This is a genomic window from Ensifer sp. ENS10 (assembly GCF_014852025.1).
Lineage (GTDB): Bacteria > Pseudomonadota > Alphaproteobacteria > Rhizobiales > Rhizobiaceae > Ensifer.
This window is the reverse complement of sequence record NZ_JACVAS010000002.1, coordinates 1221997-1237578: the sequence shown is the minus strand read 5'-3', so window position 1 is coordinate 1237578 and position 15582 is coordinate 1221997. Positions and strand designations below refer to the sequence as shown.

17 protein-coding genes are annotated in these 15582 nt (G+C 62.7%); 14 read left to right on the top strand and 3 right to left on the bottom strand.

What is annotated here, in order from left to right; all coding sequences use genetic code 11:
* Nucleotides 1-104: 104 nt before the first annotated feature.
* The 14 genes from IB265_RS12985 to ureG all read left to right on the top strand — a co-directional run bounded on the left by IB265_RS12985 (nt 105) and on the right by ureG (nt 9681).
* The gene (locus tag IB265_RS12985) at nt 105-1079 is read left to right on the top strand and encodes a D-glycerate dehydrogenase (protein ID WP_057249029.1); all 975 of its coding nucleotides are present in this window, start codon (nt 105-107) and stop codon (nt 1077-1079) included.
* Nucleotides 1080-1255: 176 nt separating this feature from the next.
* Entirely contained in the window at nt 1256-2089 is an 834-nt protein-coding gene (locus tag IB265_RS12980; protein WP_057249030.1) for an urease accessory protein UreD, read from the top strand.
* 122 nt (nt 2090-2211) lie between these two features.
* Nucleotides 2212-2514, top strand: a complete 303-nt coding sequence (locus IB265_RS12975) for an urease subunit gamma (protein WP_057249031.1) — start codon at nt 2212-2214, stop codon at nt 2512-2514.
* 60 nt (nt 2515-2574) lie between these two features.
* Nucleotides 2575-2829 (top strand): DUF1272 domain-containing protein, encoded by a 255-nt coding sequence (locus IB265_RS12970; RefSeq protein WP_057249032.1) that lies wholly within the window; start codon nt 2575-2577, stop codon nt 2827-2829.
* Nucleotides 2830-2839: 10 nt separating this feature from the next.
* Nucleotides 2840-3145: an urease subunit beta gene (locus tag IB265_RS12965; RefSeq protein WP_057249033.1), complete on the top strand. Its 306-nt coding sequence runs from the start codon at nt 2840-2842 to the stop codon at nt 3143-3145.
* The gene (locus IB265_RS12960) at nt 3142-3561 is read left to right on the top strand and encodes a lysozyme inhibitor LprI family protein (RefSeq protein ID WP_057249034.1); all 420 of its coding nucleotides are present in this window, start codon (nt 3142-3144) and stop codon (nt 3559-3561) included. The genes IB265_RS12965 and IB265_RS12960 overlap by 4 nt, the downstream gene beginning before the upstream one ends.
* A 3-nt stretch (nt 3562-3564) precedes the next feature.
* The gene (locus IB265_RS12955; protein WP_093234875.1) at nt 3565-4209 is read left to right on the top strand and encodes a Urease operon accessory protein; all 645 of its coding nucleotides are present in this window, start codon (nt 3565-3567) and stop codon (nt 4207-4209) included.
* 3 nt (nt 4210-4212) lie between these two features.
* Nucleotides 4213-5925: an urease subunit alpha gene (gene ureC / locus IB265_RS12950; RefSeq protein WP_192494809.1), complete on the top strand. Its 1713-nt coding sequence runs from the start codon at nt 4213-4215 to the stop codon at nt 5923-5925.
* 17 nt (nt 5926-5942) lie between these two features.
* Nucleotides 5943-6614, top strand: a complete 672-nt coding sequence (locus IB265_RS12945; protein ID WP_057249036.1) for a TIGR02117 family protein — start codon at nt 5943-5945, stop codon at nt 6612-6614.
* 283 nt (nt 6615-6897) lie between these two features.
* A complete protein-coding gene (locus tag IB265_RS12940) occupies nt 6898-7437 on the top strand; it encodes a peroxiredoxin (RefSeq protein WP_057249037.1) in 540 nt (179 codons plus the stop codon).
* Nucleotides 7438-7608: 171 nt separating this feature from the next.
* On the top strand, nt 7609-7905 hold the full coding sequence (locus IB265_RS12935) for a putative quinol monooxygenase (protein WP_082615759.1): 297 nt from the start codon (nt 7609-7611) through the stop codon (nt 7903-7905).
* A 2-nt stretch (nt 7906-7907) separates the two neighbouring features.
* The gene (gene ureE, locus IB265_RS12930) at nt 7908-8381 is read left to right on the top strand and encodes an urease accessory protein UreE (RefSeq protein WP_057249039.1); all 474 of its coding nucleotides are present in this window, start codon (nt 7908-7910) and stop codon (nt 8379-8381) included.
* Nucleotides 8374-9042 carry an urease accessory protein UreF gene (locus IB265_RS12925; protein ID WP_057249126.1) on the top strand — a complete coding sequence of 223 codons (669 nt, stop codon included), beginning with the start codon at nt 8374-8376 and terminating at the stop codon, nt 9040-9042. Before ureE ends, IB265_RS12925 begins: the two co-directional genes overlap by 8 nt.
* Nucleotides 9043-9069: 27 nt before the next feature.
* Complete coding sequence (gene ureG, locus IB265_RS12920; protein WP_057249040.1) at nt 9070-9681, top strand: urease accessory protein UreG; 612 nt, start codon at nt 9070-9072, stop codon at nt 9679-9681.
* Nucleotides 9682-9720: 39 nt separating this feature from the next.
* Here ureG and IB265_RS12915 read toward each other — a convergent pair whose 3' ends face one another.
* The 3 genes from IB265_RS12915 to IB265_RS12905 all read right to left on the bottom strand — a co-directional run bounded on the left by IB265_RS12915 (nt 9721) and on the right by IB265_RS12905 (nt 15081).
* Nucleotides 9721-10401 (bottom strand): Crp/Fnr family transcriptional regulator, encoded by a 681-nt coding sequence (locus IB265_RS12915; RefSeq protein ID WP_057249041.1) that lies wholly within the window; start codon nt 10399-10401, stop codon nt 9721-9723.
* A gap of 160 nt (nt 10402-10561) precedes the next feature.
* Complete coding sequence (locus tag IB265_RS12910) at nt 10562-13879, bottom strand: efflux RND transporter permease subunit (protein WP_112948222.1); 3318 nt, start codon at nt 13877-13879, stop codon at nt 10562-10564.
* A 14-nt stretch (nt 13880-13893) separates the two neighbouring features.
* A complete protein-coding gene (locus IB265_RS12905) occupies nt 13894-15081 on the bottom strand; it encodes an efflux RND transporter periplasmic adaptor subunit (protein WP_057249127.1) in 1188 nt (395 codons plus the stop codon).
* Nucleotides 15082-15582 lie beyond the last annotated feature (501 nt).

Below are 15582 nucleotides of genomic sequence, written 5' to 3'. Positions count from 1 at the left end.
GCCTCTTCTTCGCTTTTCGTGATAGGTGTTTCGCGTGTCGAGATGGCTGTCGCGTCGCGCCGTTTCGTGCACTATCTCTCGACGATTCTGTTCCGGAGGCAGGCATGAGCTCGAAACCCCGCATTCTCGTCACCCGTCGCTGGCCGGGGGCGGTGGAACAGGTGCTTGCCGAGCGGTTCGACGTCACCTTGAACGAAGGGGACGTGCCGATGACGGCCGAAGGGCTTGCCGATGCGCTCCGGACCTATGACGCCGTTCTCCCAACCGTTTCCGATCGGCTTCCGGCCGAACTCTTCGCCGGCGGCGGCCTCCGGGCGAAGATCCTTGGAAATTATGGCGTCGGCTACAACCACATCGACGTCGCGGCCGCCAAGGCCGCCAAGATCGTCGTGACCAACACGCCGGGTGTTCTGACCGATTGCACCGCCGACATTGCCATGACGCTGCTGCTTGCTGTCGCGCGCCGGGCGGGTGAGGGCGAACGCCAGGTACGCGCCGGCGAATGGACCGGATGGCGCCCGACCCACATGATCGGCGGCAAGGTCACCGGCAAGACGCTCGGGATCATCGGCTTTGGCCGCATCGGCAAGGCGATGGCCAAACGCTGCCACTTCGGCTTCGACATGGATGTCGTCTTCTACAACCGTTCGCGCATCGACCCGGCGGAAGCGAGCCGCTACGGCGCCCGTCAATTGGACACCGTCGAGGATGTACTGAAAGCTTCGGACTTCGTCTCGCTGCACTGCCCCGGTGGTGGCGAAAATCGGCATCTGATCAATGCGGAACGCTTGGCGCTGATGAAACCGGGCGCCTACCTCGTCAATACGGCGCGCGGCGATGTCATCGATGAAGCGGCCCTGGTTGCCGCTCTCGAAAACGGCGTCATTCGCGGTGCCGGCCTCGATGTCTTCGAGGCGGAGCCGAATGTGCCGGAGCGTCTGCGCAGGCTCGAAAATGTCGTGCTGCTCCCGCATCTCGGCAGTGCCACTGAGGAAACGCGGGTTGCCATGGGTATGAAGGTGGTCGTCAACGTCACCGCTTTCTTCGAGGGCCGCGAGCCACCGGATCGCGTGGCGTAAGCGGCTGCCTGTTTTCTGCGCAGCGCCTGCATGGAAATGCAGCATCCTGGCGATTTTCTTTGCAAAACAATAACTTGACTTGTCGTTCCGCGATGCGGACGATAGCGCGAAGGCAAGGCGACCGACCCAATGGGTGCAGCGCCAGGAATTAAAGGACACCGCTCGGCGGTCGAAACATGAACAAGGCAGCAAGCATCGCCCCGCAACGGGCCTGGGGGAAGGGGCGGCTGGTCGCCAAGGCGGCGCTCGGCCAAAGCCGCATTGCCGAGCTCTATCAGGAAGGCTGCGCCAAGATCCGGCTGCCGAAGACCTTCGACGCCTCCATGGAAGCGGTGCTGATCAATTCCTCCGGCGGCCTCACCGGCGGCGACCGCATGGTCTGGGAGGTTGCGGCAAGGGCCGGAACCGATGTGGCGGTGACGACGCAGGCCTGCGAGAAGATCTATAAGGCGAGCGCCGATACGGTCGAGGTGGCCACGCGTATCGAGGTTGCCGCCGGCGCGCGCGTCGACTGGCTGCCACAGGAGACGATCCTCTTCGACCGCGCCTCCCTGTCGCGTTCGCTGGAGGTGGAGCTTGCCGCGGACGCGACTTTCCTGGCGGTGGAGGCCGTTCTGCTCGGCCGCAAGGCGAGGGGCGAGGTGGTGCAAACCGGGCTCTTCCGCGATCGCTGGCGCATCCGCGCCGACGGCAAGCTGCTGCATGCGGACAATCTGGCACTTGCCGGAGAGATCGCCAGTCTCGGCCAGCGCCGGGCGGTGCTCGATGGCGCAGCCGCCTTTGCCACGCTCCTCTATGTCGGCCCCGATTGCGAGCCCTTGTTGCCGCGTCTTCGATCGCTCATTGACGGCGAGGCTGGCGTCGGCATCAGCCATTTTCAGGTCGATGGCCGTGACAAGCTGGTCGCCCGTTTCGTGGCGCCGGATGGGTTCGCGCTCAGAAAAATCCTCATCCCCGTTATTTCGCACTTGCGCAAGCAGAAGACTGTGCCGAAAGTCTGGGTTCTCTAGGTCATTTCACATTTTTATTGAAACAGTGAAATGATCTAACACGTTGAAACTTTGTAATTCCTGGCGGAAAATCGCTTCGCAGATTTCCTGGGAATTGCTTCACGAACAACCGGTGGCGACGCATGAATCTTACTCCGCGCGAAAAGGACAAATTGCTGATTTCCATGGCGGCCATGGTCGCGCGCCGGCGCCTGGAGCGCGGCGTGAAACTCAACCATCCCGAGGCGATCGCGCTGATCACCGATTTCGTCGTCGAAGGCGCTCGCGACGGGCGCTCGGTCGCCGAGCTGATGGAGGCGGGCGCCCAGGTGCTGACGCGCGATCAGGTGATGGAGGGCATCCCCGAGATGATCCACGACATCCAGGTCGAAGCGACATTCCCCGACGGTACCAAGCTCGTCACCGTTCACGAACCGATCCGCTAAACGAAGGAAACGCGGCCCTTTCCGGCCGTATCCCTCCAACCCTGATCTCAGGAGGCAAGCATGCTGGCTTTGCGCCCCAATTGCGAGTGCTGCGACAAGGATCTGCCGCCGGATAGCCGCGAGGCGATGATCTGTACTTTCGAATGCACCTTCTGCGTCGATTGTGTCGACGGAAAGCTCGGTGGCACCTGCCCGAATTGCGGCGGCGAATTCACCAGCCGGCCGGTGCGCCCGGCGGCCCTGCTTGAAAAATATCCGGCCTCCACCGAGCGGGTGCTGAAACCGCAGGGCTGCGCTGGTTCGAAGGCGGCTTGAGGAGAGAACCATGATCCCAGGAGAAATCATCGCGGCTGCCGGAGAGATCGAGCTCAATGCCGGCCTCGACACGACAACCATCGAGGTTGCCAATACCGGTGACCGCCCGATCCAGGTCGGCAGCCACTACCATTTCGCCGAAACCAATGCCGGGCTGAAGTTTGACCGGAAGGCCGCCTACGGCCAACGGCTCGACATTCCGGCTGGCACCGCCGTGCGGTTCGAACCGGGGCAGACGCGTCAGGTGACGCTGATCCCTCTTTCCGGCAAGCGCGAAGTCTATGGCTTCCGCCAGCAGGTGATGGGCAAGCTATGAACCGCCTCGCTGTACTTGCCATCGCTCTGGTCTTGCCGTTTGCGCCGGCTCTGGCGCAGGAGGACAAGGTCGACTGCCAGAATGCGGTGACGCAGATGGACATGAACATCTGCGCCAACAAGGACTACGAGGCGGCCGACACGGAACTGAACAAGGTCTACAAGCTGGCACTGGCAGCGACAAAGCAGCAGGACAAGGAACTCGCCGAGATCGATGCGAACTACGTTGGCGCGGAAGAGGCCCTGAAGAAGGCGCAGCGCGCCTGGATCGGTTACCGTGACGGCCAATGCGAGCTTTCGGGCTTCGAGGCCCGCGGGGGCTCGATGGAGCCGATGCTCGTCTCCGGTTGCCTCACCGAATTAACCAGGGCCCGGACGAAGGAACTCCAGGCCATTGTCGAGCCTGACGGAAACTAGACCTTGAGCGGCGGCCGCATCATCATGATCGTGGGCAATGGCGAAGTGCCTGACGGAGCTGGCACGGTGATCGATGCCGCCGATATCGTCGTGCGTTTCAACGATTGCCGTTCCGTCGGCCCCGGTGGCCACAAGACCGATATCGTCGCCGTCTGCAACACCGGGCGCCCCGGTCTCTCCATGCTCGGCGGTGGCCGCTGGAAGACGAGTGCGGCGGTGCGCCAGGCCCGCGAAATCTGGTGCGTCCGATCCGGCGCGAAGTTCGCCGCGATGCGGGCCGGGCTTGCCGAAACAAATCCGGATCTCGACGATTTCTGTGACGACTACACCATCGGTTTCGAAAGTTTCAGCCGCTCGACCAACCGCGGTTTTCGCGTCGTTCCGGTGGCAGTGCATGACCAGCTGGATCACGATCTCGGCGGCTTCTCACCTGATCCCTACGTCGTCCCATCCAGCGGCCTGATCGTCATTGCCGATATCCTGTCCAATATCGCGATGGCCGGTGACGACGTCGTTGTTGCCGGCTTCGGCCATGTCGGGTGGCAATGGCATCCCTTTGCCGCCGAGCGCCGCTATGTCGACGCGCTGGCGGCGAGCGGTCGCCTTCGCCGCCTCCACCCACTTTCTTCTTCGTCCCAAGGAGCCTGAACCATGCCCTACAAGATGTCGCGCGCGGCCTATGCCAACATGTTCGGCCCGACGGTCGGTGACAAGGTGCGGCTTGCGGACACCGAGCTCTTCATCGAGGTGGAGAAGGACTTCACCACCTATGGCGAGGAGGTGAAGTTCGGGGGTGGCAAGGTCATTCGCGACGGCATGGGGCAGAGCCAGACAACGCGCGCCGAGGGCGCCGTCGATACGGTCATCACCAATGCGCTGATCGTCGACCACTGGGGCATCGTAAAGGCGGATATCGGCCTCAAGGACGGGCGGATTGCGGGGATCGGTAAGGCCGGCAATCCGGATACGCAGCCGGGTGTCACCATCGTCGTCGGCCCAGGAACGGAAGTGATTGCGGGCGAAGGCAAGATCGTCACCGCCGGCGGCATGGACAGCCACATCCACTTCATATGCCCGCAGCAGATCGAGGAAGCGCTGGTCAGCGGGCTCACCTGCATGCTCGGCGGCGGCGCCGGGCCGGGACATGGCACGCTTGCCACCACCTGCACCTCCGGCCCGTGGCATCTCGCCCGCATGATCGAAGCGGCCGACGGCTTCCCGATGAACATCGCTTTTGCCGGCAAGGGCAATGCGTCGCGCCCGGGCGCGCTGGTCGAGATGGTGCTGGCCGGTACCACCTCGCTGAAGCTGCACGAGGATTGGGGCTCGACGCCGGCGGCGATCGATTGCTGCCTGGGCGTGGCCGACGAATACGACGTGCAGGTGATGATCCACACCGACACATTGAACGAGAGCGGTTTCGTCGAGGACACGATCGCGGCGATCAAGGGCCGCACGATCCATGCCTTCCACACCGAAGGCGCCGGGGGCGGCCACGCGCCTGACATCATCAAGATCTGCGGCCAGCCGAACGTCATTCCGTCCTCGACCAATCCGACGCGGCCCTACACCAAGAATACGCTCGCCGAACACCTGGACATGCTGATGGTCTGCCATCACCTGTCGCCGTCGATCCCCGAAGATATCGCCTTTGCCGAAAGCCGCATCCGCAAGGAAACGATTGCCGCCGAAGACATCCTGCACGACATCGGCGCCTTCTCGATCATCTCCTCCGACAGCCAGGCCATGGGCCGCGTCGGCGAGGTGGCGATCCGCACCTGGCAGACCGCCGACAAGATGAAGCGCCAGCGTGGGCCCTTGCCGCAGGAAACCGGCGACAACGACAATTTCCGGGTGAAGCGCTATATCGCCAAATACACGATCAACCCGGCGATTGCCCACGGGCTCAGCCACGAGATCGGTTCGCTGGAGGTTGGCAAGCGCGCCGATCTCGTCATCTGGAACCCGGCCTTCTTTGGCGTGAAGCCGGACTTCGTGCTGCTCGGCGGCTCGATCGCCATGGCGCCGATGGGTGATCCGAACGCGTCCATCCCGACGCCGCAGCCGGTACATTACCGGCCGATGTTTGCCGCCTACGGCAAGAACCGCACGAGTTCGTCGGTCACCTTCGTGTCGCAGGCATCGCTCGATGCCGGTCTTGCCGCCAGGCTCGGCGTTGCAAAGCAGCTGGTGGCCGTCAGGAACACCCGCGGCGGTATCGGCAAGGCGTCCATGATCCACAACAGCCTGACGCCGCATATCGAGGTTGATCCGGAGACTTATGAGGTACGCGCCGACGGCGAGTTGCTGACCTGCGAGCCGGCGACGATCGTGCCGATGGCGCAGCGCTATTTCCTGTTTTGAGCAAGCAGAGACGGAGGATGAAGCGCGGCCTGAAATGGGCCTTCTTCGGCCTGCTGGCTGCGGTCCTGGCGGTCGTTCTCGGAACGCTGCTGCCGCGGCCGCTCTTGCCGGTTTCCGCCGCTGCGGCGGGAGCAGGGACGACGCGCATCCTGGTGCTCTCGGGCCCCATCCACACGGATATCGCCGTGCCCTTGACGGAGGAAACGAGGGCGCGGTTCGGCTTCATCGAAGCGGCCGGCGTGCCGCTCAATCATCCGCAGGCACAATGGCTGATCTTCGGCTGGGGCGGGCGCTCCTTCTATCTGGAAACGCCGACCTGGTCGGAGCTGAAGGCCATGCCGGTCTTCAAGGCGCTGACGCTCGACCGCTCGGTCATGCATGTGGATATCGCCGGCCGGATCGTCGAGCCGCAAGCCTCCGTTGCCAGCTTCGAACTGGACGCGGCCGGATATGAACGACTGCTTGGCTTCATTGCCGAGAGTTTCATACGCGACGCCGGGACTGTCGTTCCGGTCGACGGCTTCTCCTACAATGGCAATGACCGCTTCTTCGAAGCCGAGGGCAGGTTCAACGCGCTCTTCGGCTGCAACACATGGACAGCGCGGGCGCTGCGTGAGGCGGGCTTGAGAACCGGCCTATGGAACCCGGTTCCGCCGAGCCTCGGACTATCCTTGCGCATCCACAATTGAGGTGTCACGCAGCCATGCGATCATCGCATGGCTGCCATGCCCGCATGTGAATCGAGGCCTTTCGTGCTGCGCCGCAGCGCAATATCCGATAGGAAAGCGGCTGATCGTTCTCGGTTGTCAGAAATCCTCCCAAGACCTGCCGACCGAGAGCCGAACGAGAGCGGGATGCGGAAACGTGTTTGCGGTTTTCCGCCGGCATCCCGCTCTAACTTGATGGATGTGATCACGTTCATGGTTTTGGGTCGAGCCGGTCCAAATTCATCGTGATCCAAAGGAGATGACGATGCTTGGCAGAAAAGTACCCGCTGTAACGTTCCGCACCCGCGTTCGCGACGAGGCCGTTGGCGGCCCGAATCCGTTCCGCTGGGAGGACGTGTCCTCCGACAATTACTTCGCCGGCAAGCGCGTCGTGCTGTTCTCGCTGCCGGGCGCATTCACGCCGACCTGCTCGACCTACCAGTTGCCTGATTTCGAAAAGCTGACGGCCGACTTCCGCGCCGAAGGCATTGACGAAATCTACTGCATCTCGGTCAACGACGCCTTCGTCATGAATGCCTGGGGCAAGTCGCAGGGCCTCGAAAACGTCAAGCTGATCCCGGACGGTTCGGGCGAGTTCACCCGCAAGATGGGCATGCTCGTTGCCAAGGACAATCTCGGCTTCGGCATGCGCTCCTGGCGCTACGCCGCCGTCGTCAACAACGGCGTCGTGGAGCAGTGGTTCGAGGAAGAAGGCTACTCCGACAATTGCGACAGCGACCCCTACGGCGTTTCCTCGCCGCAGAACATTCTGGAGACGCTGAAGTCTCAGAAGCTTGCTGCCTGATGCGGCCAGAACGCTTCTTTTTCTGAATTGAAAAAGCCCGAAAATCGGATCCGGTCTTCGGGCTTTTTGTTGTTCGGGAGCTGCATGCCAGATGGTTGAAAACCGGCTCTGCGACTGGCGCAGAAGCGAATTCTTGATACACTGGCGGGCACAAAAGATATCGAGGGTTCAATGGTTTACATTATCGCCTACCTGACCGCGCACAAGGGCAAGGGAGATGACGTCGTGTCGCTGGCAGCACCGCTGATCGAGGCCACGCGCCGCGAGGCCGGCTGCATCAGTTACGACCTCTACCGCAAGCCTGCCGATCCGGACGCGCTGGTGTTCGTCGAGACCTGGAAGGACAAGGCGGCTGTCGATGCGCATTTCGAAGAGCCGCATCTGAAAGCCTTCCAGGCAGCCATGGCCGATCTGCTCATCGAGGCGCGCATCGAGCTTGTGTCGCCGGAAAAGGTCGAGGTGCTCTGAAGATGCCGTACCGCTCCACCCAGGTGCTTTCGCCGGGCCCAGCCGGCACGACTCCGCTTCACAGCGTGACGCTTGCGCACGACGCCCGTCATCTTCGCCGCAAGTTGCTGCACCTCGAAAACGACGATGTGGTGATGCTCGACCTCAAGGAAGCGGTGATGCTCGCCGATGGCGACCTTCTGGTGCTCGAAGGCGGCGGCTATATCCGGATCGTTGCCGCACCAGAAATGCTCTTCGAAATCTGTCCGCGTGATCCGCTGCATCTCATCGAACTCGCCTGGCATCTCGGCAATCGCCATCTGCCTGCGCAGATCGAGCCGAACCGCATTCTGATTGCCCGCGATCCGGTCATCCGCCAGATGCTCGAAGGCTTGGGCGCGCAGGTGAGCGAGGTTTCGGAACCCTTCCAGCCGCTGCGCGGCGCCTACCACGCCGGCGGTCACAACCATGGCCACAGCCATCACCATCATGGCTGAGCGGCTCGATACGCAAGCTCTGCTTCGCCTGGTGACTTGGATGTCTCCGGCCTTCCCGGTCGGTGCCTTCTCCTATTCCAGCGGGCTTGAACAGGCGGTTCATGATCGCCTCATCACCGATGCGGAGGAGCTTCGCTCCTGGTTGGAGACAGTCCTTTGCCACGGCTCCGGCTGGAACGATGCGCTGCTTTTTGCCGAGAGCTATCGTGCCGTCAATGACAGCGTCCGGCTGGCCGCGGTCGCAGACCTTGCCGAAGCTCTGGCGGGAAGCCGCGAGCGGCATACGGAAACCACGTTGCAGGGCCAGGCGTTTCTGGTGGCTGCGCGGTCATGGCCGCACCCGGTTCTTGATGCGCTCCCGGAGACCGTCTATCCCGTGGCGGTCGGTGCCGTCGCGGGCGCCCATGAAACGGGCCTCGAACCTGCGCTTGCCGCCTTTCTCAACGCCGCCGTTTCGAATGCCGTTTCGGTGGTGATCCGCTGCGGCGTCATCGGCCAGCGGGATGGCGTCGGCGTGATCGCGGCGCTCGAACCGATCATCGCGGCGACGGCAGGCAAAGCGGCCAACGCCTCGCTCGACGATCTGGGTTCGGCCACGATCATGGCGGATATTTCGGCCTTGAAACACGAAACCCTGCATTCTCGGCTCTTCCGATCCTAGGAAGAGACCCCTTGAAAGGACATCCAGATGGCATCGAAGAACGGTCCCCTTCGTATCGGCATCGGCGGGCCGGTGGGCTCGGGCAAAACGGCGCTGACCGACAAGCTCTGCAAGGCGATGCGGGAGAAGTATTCCGTCGCCGTCGTCACCAACGATATCTATACCAAGGAAGATGCCGAAGCATTGGTGCGCATGCAGGCCCTGCCGTCCGACCGCATCGTCGGCGTCGAGACCGGCGGCTGCCCGCACACGGCGATCCGCGAGGACGCGACGATCAACCTGCAGGCAATTGCCGATCTCAACCGGCGTATCCCTGATCTCGACGTCGTCTTCATCGAATCCGGCGGCGACAATCTCGCGGCGACCTTTTCGCCCGACCTTGCCGATCTGACGATCTATGTCATTTCCGTCTGCCAGGGCGAGGAGATCCCGCGCAAGGGCGGGCCGGGCATCACGAAGTCCGATCTGCTCGTCATCAACAAGAAGGATCTGGCTCCCTATGTCGGGGCCGATCTCGACGTCATGCAGCGGGATGCGACGCGGATGCGGGCGGAAAAGCCCTTCGTGTTCACGGACATGAAACGCGGAGACGGCATCAACCGAATCGTCGATTTCCTGACGCTGCACGGCGGGCTGTGATGCCGCCAGGCTTCTGACAGCCGAATCTTGGTCGGCGCGTCAGAAGCGTTCGAGCGCCTGCCGGTCGTGAATCTCGATCACGCGGCCCTTGACCGTCACGCCCGAGCGGCGAAGTGCCGAGAAAGCGCGCGAGAGTGCTTCCGGCGCCAGGCCGAGCTTGCCGGCCAGCACATTCTTCTGGAAGGGCAGGCGGAAGGAAAAGTTCGTGATGCCGTCCGGGCAGTTCCCGAGAATATAGCTCGCGACCCGCTGCGGGGCCGTCAGCAGCCGGTCTTCCGCCAGGCAATCTTCCGCCATTTGCGCGTGCCGGCACAGTAGCAGCATCAACGCGTCGGCGACTTCAGGCGTTTGCTCGGCGAGTTTGCGCAGCTTGCGGCTGTCGATGCGGGCGAGCATCGTCGTCTCGATCGTCTGGGCGTTGGCCGTGGCGCGGTTGCCGAGGAACATGGCGCTTTCACCGAAAAGCTCACCTCGCGGAAACACGGCGATATCCGCCTCGCGTCCGTCCTTGCCCAGCCGGTAGAGACGCACCAGGCCGGAAAGAACGAAAAAGACGTGATCGAGCGGCTCGCCTTGGCCAAAGAGGATGTCGTGCTCCTCGTGGGTTGAAACGACCACATCCTCCAGAATTGCGTTCGTTGCCGCCATCGGCAGCTTCCCGAAGAAGCAAGAACCGAGCAGCACCGCCCTATCGTTCGAGTTCAATCGCAACGTCTTCATCACACCCGTCCTGAGTAAGATCCAAGTGCAAGGTAATAAAGCTTGGCGGAAGGTGGTTTGACCTCGATCAAATAAGAATGACAAAAAGCCCGCGCTTGCAGGGCGCGGGCTCGTTCCTGGATTGTGACAGTCCCGGGCGAAGCGCCGCTTCAGACCTGGCCTATTCGGCGGCGAGCGCCGGATGGTTGATGACCTTGCCGCCGGGTCGTCCCTTGCTCTGGTCCGATTCCAGCGTCTTCAGCCGGTCTTCCAGGCCTTCGATCGTCTTGCTCTGCTCATGCACCAGACCCGTCAGGGCTTCGCGGTCGAGCGGAAGGTTCTCTTCGTCCTTCTGGCCGACGAACCGCCCGAAGAGGCGGGCGAGTAGCCGCGAGAGGTCGTCCATGATCAGGAAGAACGACGGCACGATCACCAGGCTCAGCACCGTCGAAACGATGATGCCACCGATCACGGCGGTCGCCATCGGCGCGCGGAACGAGCCGCCTTCGCCGACGCCAAGCGCGGAGGGCAGCATGCCCGCCGACATGGCGATCGAGGTCATGATGATCGGACGGGCGCGTTTGCGGCCGGCCTCGATCATTGCCATCTGGCGGTCCATGCCGTGGTGCATCATCTCAATGCCGAAATCGACGAGCAGGATCGCGTTCTTGGTGACGATGCCCATCAGCATCAGAATGCCGATCAGCACCGGCATGGACAGCGCGTTCTGCGTCAGGATCAGCGCCGCAGCAACGCCGCCGATCGCGAGTGGCAGCGAGAACAGGATGGTGAACGGCTGGATCACGTCCTTGAACAGCAGGATCAGCACCACCAGCACCAGCATCAGCCCAAGCAGCATGGCGTTGCCGAAGCTCTGCTGCATCTCCGCCTGAACCTCAGCGTCACCGCTTTCGAGGAACTCGACGGACTTCGGCAAACCGGCCTGGCCGGCGATCTGCTTGAAGCGGTCCGAGGCGGTATTCAGTGCGACGCCGACCGGCAGGTCCGCCCCAAGCGTCACGACGCGGTTGCGGTCGTAGCGCTTGATCGAGCTCGGACCTTCCGAATAGTTGATGTCGGCAACACTCGAGAGCGGCACCGTCGTGCCCGAAGCGGTCGTGATCTTCAGGTTGCGGATGGCGGCGATATCGGTGCGGAAATCGCGGTTGATCTGAACGCGGATCGGGATCAGGCGGCCGTCGAGCGCGATCTTGGTCAAAGCCGCATCGATATCGCCGATGGTGGCCACACGGATCACTTCGGAGATCTGCGCCGTGGTGATGCCGAGGCGCGACATCTGCTCGTCACGCGGACGGATCTGCAGTTCCGGGCGCGGAAGCGCCCCGTCTGGGCTGACATTGGCCAGCAGCGGGTCGCTCCGCAGCTTGCCTTCCAACGTCGCCACCGCCTGGTCGAGATCGGCCTCGTTGTTGGAGAGCAGGTTGAAGGAGAGATCGCGCTCACCGCGGTCGTTGAGCTTGATGACCCGGACGTCCGGTATGTCACGGACGCGGGCGAAGATTTCCTTCTCGATCTGCGACTGAGGGATGATGCGACCAGCGGGGGCCATCTTCGGTAGGTAGGGGCCGATCAGTGGCGTGCGGCCGATGACGTCGTTGACGATCTTGTTTACGAGCGAATGGTCGAGCTTTTTCAGAAGCACCGTCACGGTCGCGCGGCGCAATTCCAGGTCGCCCTTCGGCGAAGCGCCACCAAGGACGAATATGTTGTCGACCCCTTCGATATTCTTGACCCGGTTGTAGATCTCCGTGGTCGTTCGGTCGGTGTCCTCGAGCATGGCGTCCGGCGGCAGCTCGATCGACAGGCTGACGCGCGAGGCGTCTTCCGGCGGCAGGAAACTGCCGGGCACATAGAGGATCAGCGCGAATACCGACCCAACGGAGAAGGCGATCGCGGCAAGCAGCGTCAGGTAGCGCGTGTACCAGTAGTGTGTCGTGGCGCGCACGAGACGCGTGTAGTTGCGCATCATGAAGCCGTCTTCGTCGTGGCGACTGCTGCCTGCGTCCGAGGGACGCATCAGGTAGGCCGCCATAACCGGCGTGATCAGGCGGGCGACGAGCAGCGAGAAGAACACTGCGACGGCAACCGTCAGACCGAACTGGATGAAGTACTGGCCAGGAATGCCCGGCATGAAGGACACAGGCACGAAGACGGCGATGATCGTGAAGGTCGTCGCGATAACCGCCAGACCGATCTCATCCGCTGCCTCGATCGACGCGCGATAGGGCGACTTGCCCATGTGGATGTGCCGCTCGATGTTCTCGATCTCGACGATCGCGTCGTCGACGAGGATACCGGTTGCGAGCGTCATCGCGAGGAAGCTGACGAGGTTCAGCGAGAAGCCGAGCAGGTCCATGATCCAGAAGGTCGGGATCGCCGAGAGCGGCAGCGCCACGGCCGAGATCAGCGTGGCGCGCCAATTGCGCAGGAAGAGCATGACGACGATGACGGCGAGCAGTGCGCCCTCCATCAGCGTGTGCAGCGCTGCCTCGTAGTTGCCGTAGGTGAAGTAGACGGAATCGTCGACCATCTCGATGGTGACATCGGGATTGGCAGCACGGATCTTTTCGAGCGATTTGGCGACGGTCTCCGCGACGCTCACTTCGCTAGCGCCCTTGGCGCGGAAGACCGCAAAGGTCACGCCGGGATTGCCGTTGAAGCGCGAGAAGGAGCGTGGCTCCTCATAGGTGTCGGTGACTGTGCCGAGATCAGAGAGGCGCACGAAGCGACCGCTCGGCACCGAGATCATCGTGTTGGCGAGCTGGTCGACGTTGCGGGTGTCGCCGAGGGTACGGATAGCCTGCTCGCTGCCGCCGACCTGGCCGCGGCCGGAGCCGAGGTCCATGTTCATGCGGCGGAGCTGGCCGTTGACGTCGGCGGCGGTGATGCCGAGCGAATTCAGCTTGTCTTCGTTGAGCTCGACCCGAACCTCGCGGTCGGCGCCACCATAGCGGTCGACACGGCCGATGCCCTTCTTGCCCTGGATCTCGCGCTTGATGACGTCATCCACGAACCAGGAGAGCTCTTCCAGCGACATGCCGGGGGCGGAGACGGAGAAGGTCTGGATCGCCTGGCCCTCGACGTCGACCTTGGAGACGATCGGCTCCTCGATCGAGGTGGGGAGATCGCTGCGGATGCGGTCGATCGCGTCCTTGACGTCCTGCACCGCCTGGGTCGTCGGCACTTCCATGCGGAAGATGACGGCGGTCGTCGACGTGCCGTCATTGATCGTCGACTGGATATGGTCGACGCCGGTGACGCTCGCGACCGCGTCCTCGATTTCCTTGGTGACCTGCGTTTCAAGCTCGGCCGGCGATGCGCCGCTCTGCGTCACGTTGATCGAGACGATCGGCACATCGATGTTGGGGAAACGGGTGATCGGCAGCGATACGAAGGACTGATAGCCGAGCACCATCAGAACGACGAAGGCAAGGATCGGTGCGATCGGATTGCGTATGGACCAGGCTGAGAAGTTCATGGTCACGGTTCCTGTCAGTTGGTCGCTGGTTCAGCGGACTTGACGGGGTTGATGCGGTCGCCGTCGCGGACATAGGCTCCGGCCCTCGCCACCACTTCCTCGCCAGCCTTCAAGCCTTCGAGGACTTCGATGAACTTGCCGTCGGAAATCCCTGTCTTGACTGGCAGGATGCGGATGACGCCGTTTTCGACCTTGCGGACGATCGTGCGGCCATTCTCATTGGTAACGGCCGTTTGCGGCAGGACCACTGTCTGCTTCTGTTGGGCGGTGATCAGCGCGCTTGCATACATGCCGGCGCGTGCCTTCTCGGTATCCGCCAGGTTGATGAAGACGGTTCCGAGGCGGCTGACGGGATCGACGGTCGGGGCGATCAGGCGGATGGTGCCCTCGACCTTGGTGTTGCCGCCGGCGAGCGTCACGGTTGCCGGCTGGCCCACGGCGAGCTTGATGATGTCGGCTTCGGCAACATCTGCCTTCATCTCGATCGCGCCATCGCGGATCATGGCGAAGAGCGGTTCGCTATTGCCGGTGGCGATCGCGCCGACCTTGGCGTTCTTGGCGGAGATGACGCCGGCGACGGGCGCCTTTACCTCGGTACGAGCGAGGCGAAGGTCGATGTCGTCGATCTGCGCTTCGGCCACCTTGATGTCGGCATTGGCGACGGCGACGGCCTGCTCCGCCGAAAGGACGCGTGCCTGCGTCGCAATCGCGAGCGCCCGCACCCGGTCGGCCTCAGCCGTCGAAACCGTGCCGTTCTTCGAAAGTCCCGCAGCGCGGTCGCTGACGCGTTTGGCCTCGTCAGCGTTCGCCCTGGTTTCGCTGAGCTGTGCGTTCAGTTGAGCAAGCCCGGCCTCCGCCTTGGCAAGCGACGCTTGGAGTTCGCTTTTTTGCAGGCGAAGGGCGTCGTCGTTCAGGACCACGAGCACGCTGCCGGCTTCGACCTTGTCGCCGACATCGACATTGAGTGTCCGGATGGAAAGGCCCTCGACCATGGGGGCGACGTAGACCTGCTCGACCGCCTGGATGGTGCCGGTCGCAACGACGCGGTCGCTGATCGATTGGTCGACCGCTGTGGTGACAACGATGGAGGGGAGGTTTTGCGTCGGCTTCGGTTGCGTCGCTTCCTCCGCCCAGACGGACGAAAGCGAACCAAAGGTCATCGCAGCGCACACGCTGAGAACGGGCAGTACTTTTAGAGCCATCGGCTTCACAGTCCCGGCAATGGAAACAACATCGAGCGGATCACCGCTCGATGCAGGATCCACGGGCAATCAGGCGATTTTATCACGCCGACATCTCGCCCCGGCGGATTGCGCGGGGACAGGAGACTGCGCTTTCCTCATTTCGCGCTCCGCGTGCACGGTATCAGACCGTAGACGCGGGCGGAACTGGGACCGGTTACCGCAGGCAAAACATCGGGAAAAGGGTGCCCTCCACCATGCCTGCCTCCAACAAACATCGGGGCCTATGTAATCTCGGCCTTCGACGCTTACAAGTGCGCATGAAGCGATGGTGCCTCAATATTCGACCTGTTCTGCGGTTATGGTTGCGATCTTGACACGATCTTGACAATGGCAAGCAAGGGTAGCGCCGTTGCTTCCAGGGTTACCACCCCCACGCCCGGTACCCGGCAGCAATTTGGCGGATGCGAACGGCCGCCGAGAAAACGGAAGAGGGCCGCACGATCGTGCGACCCTCTTCTG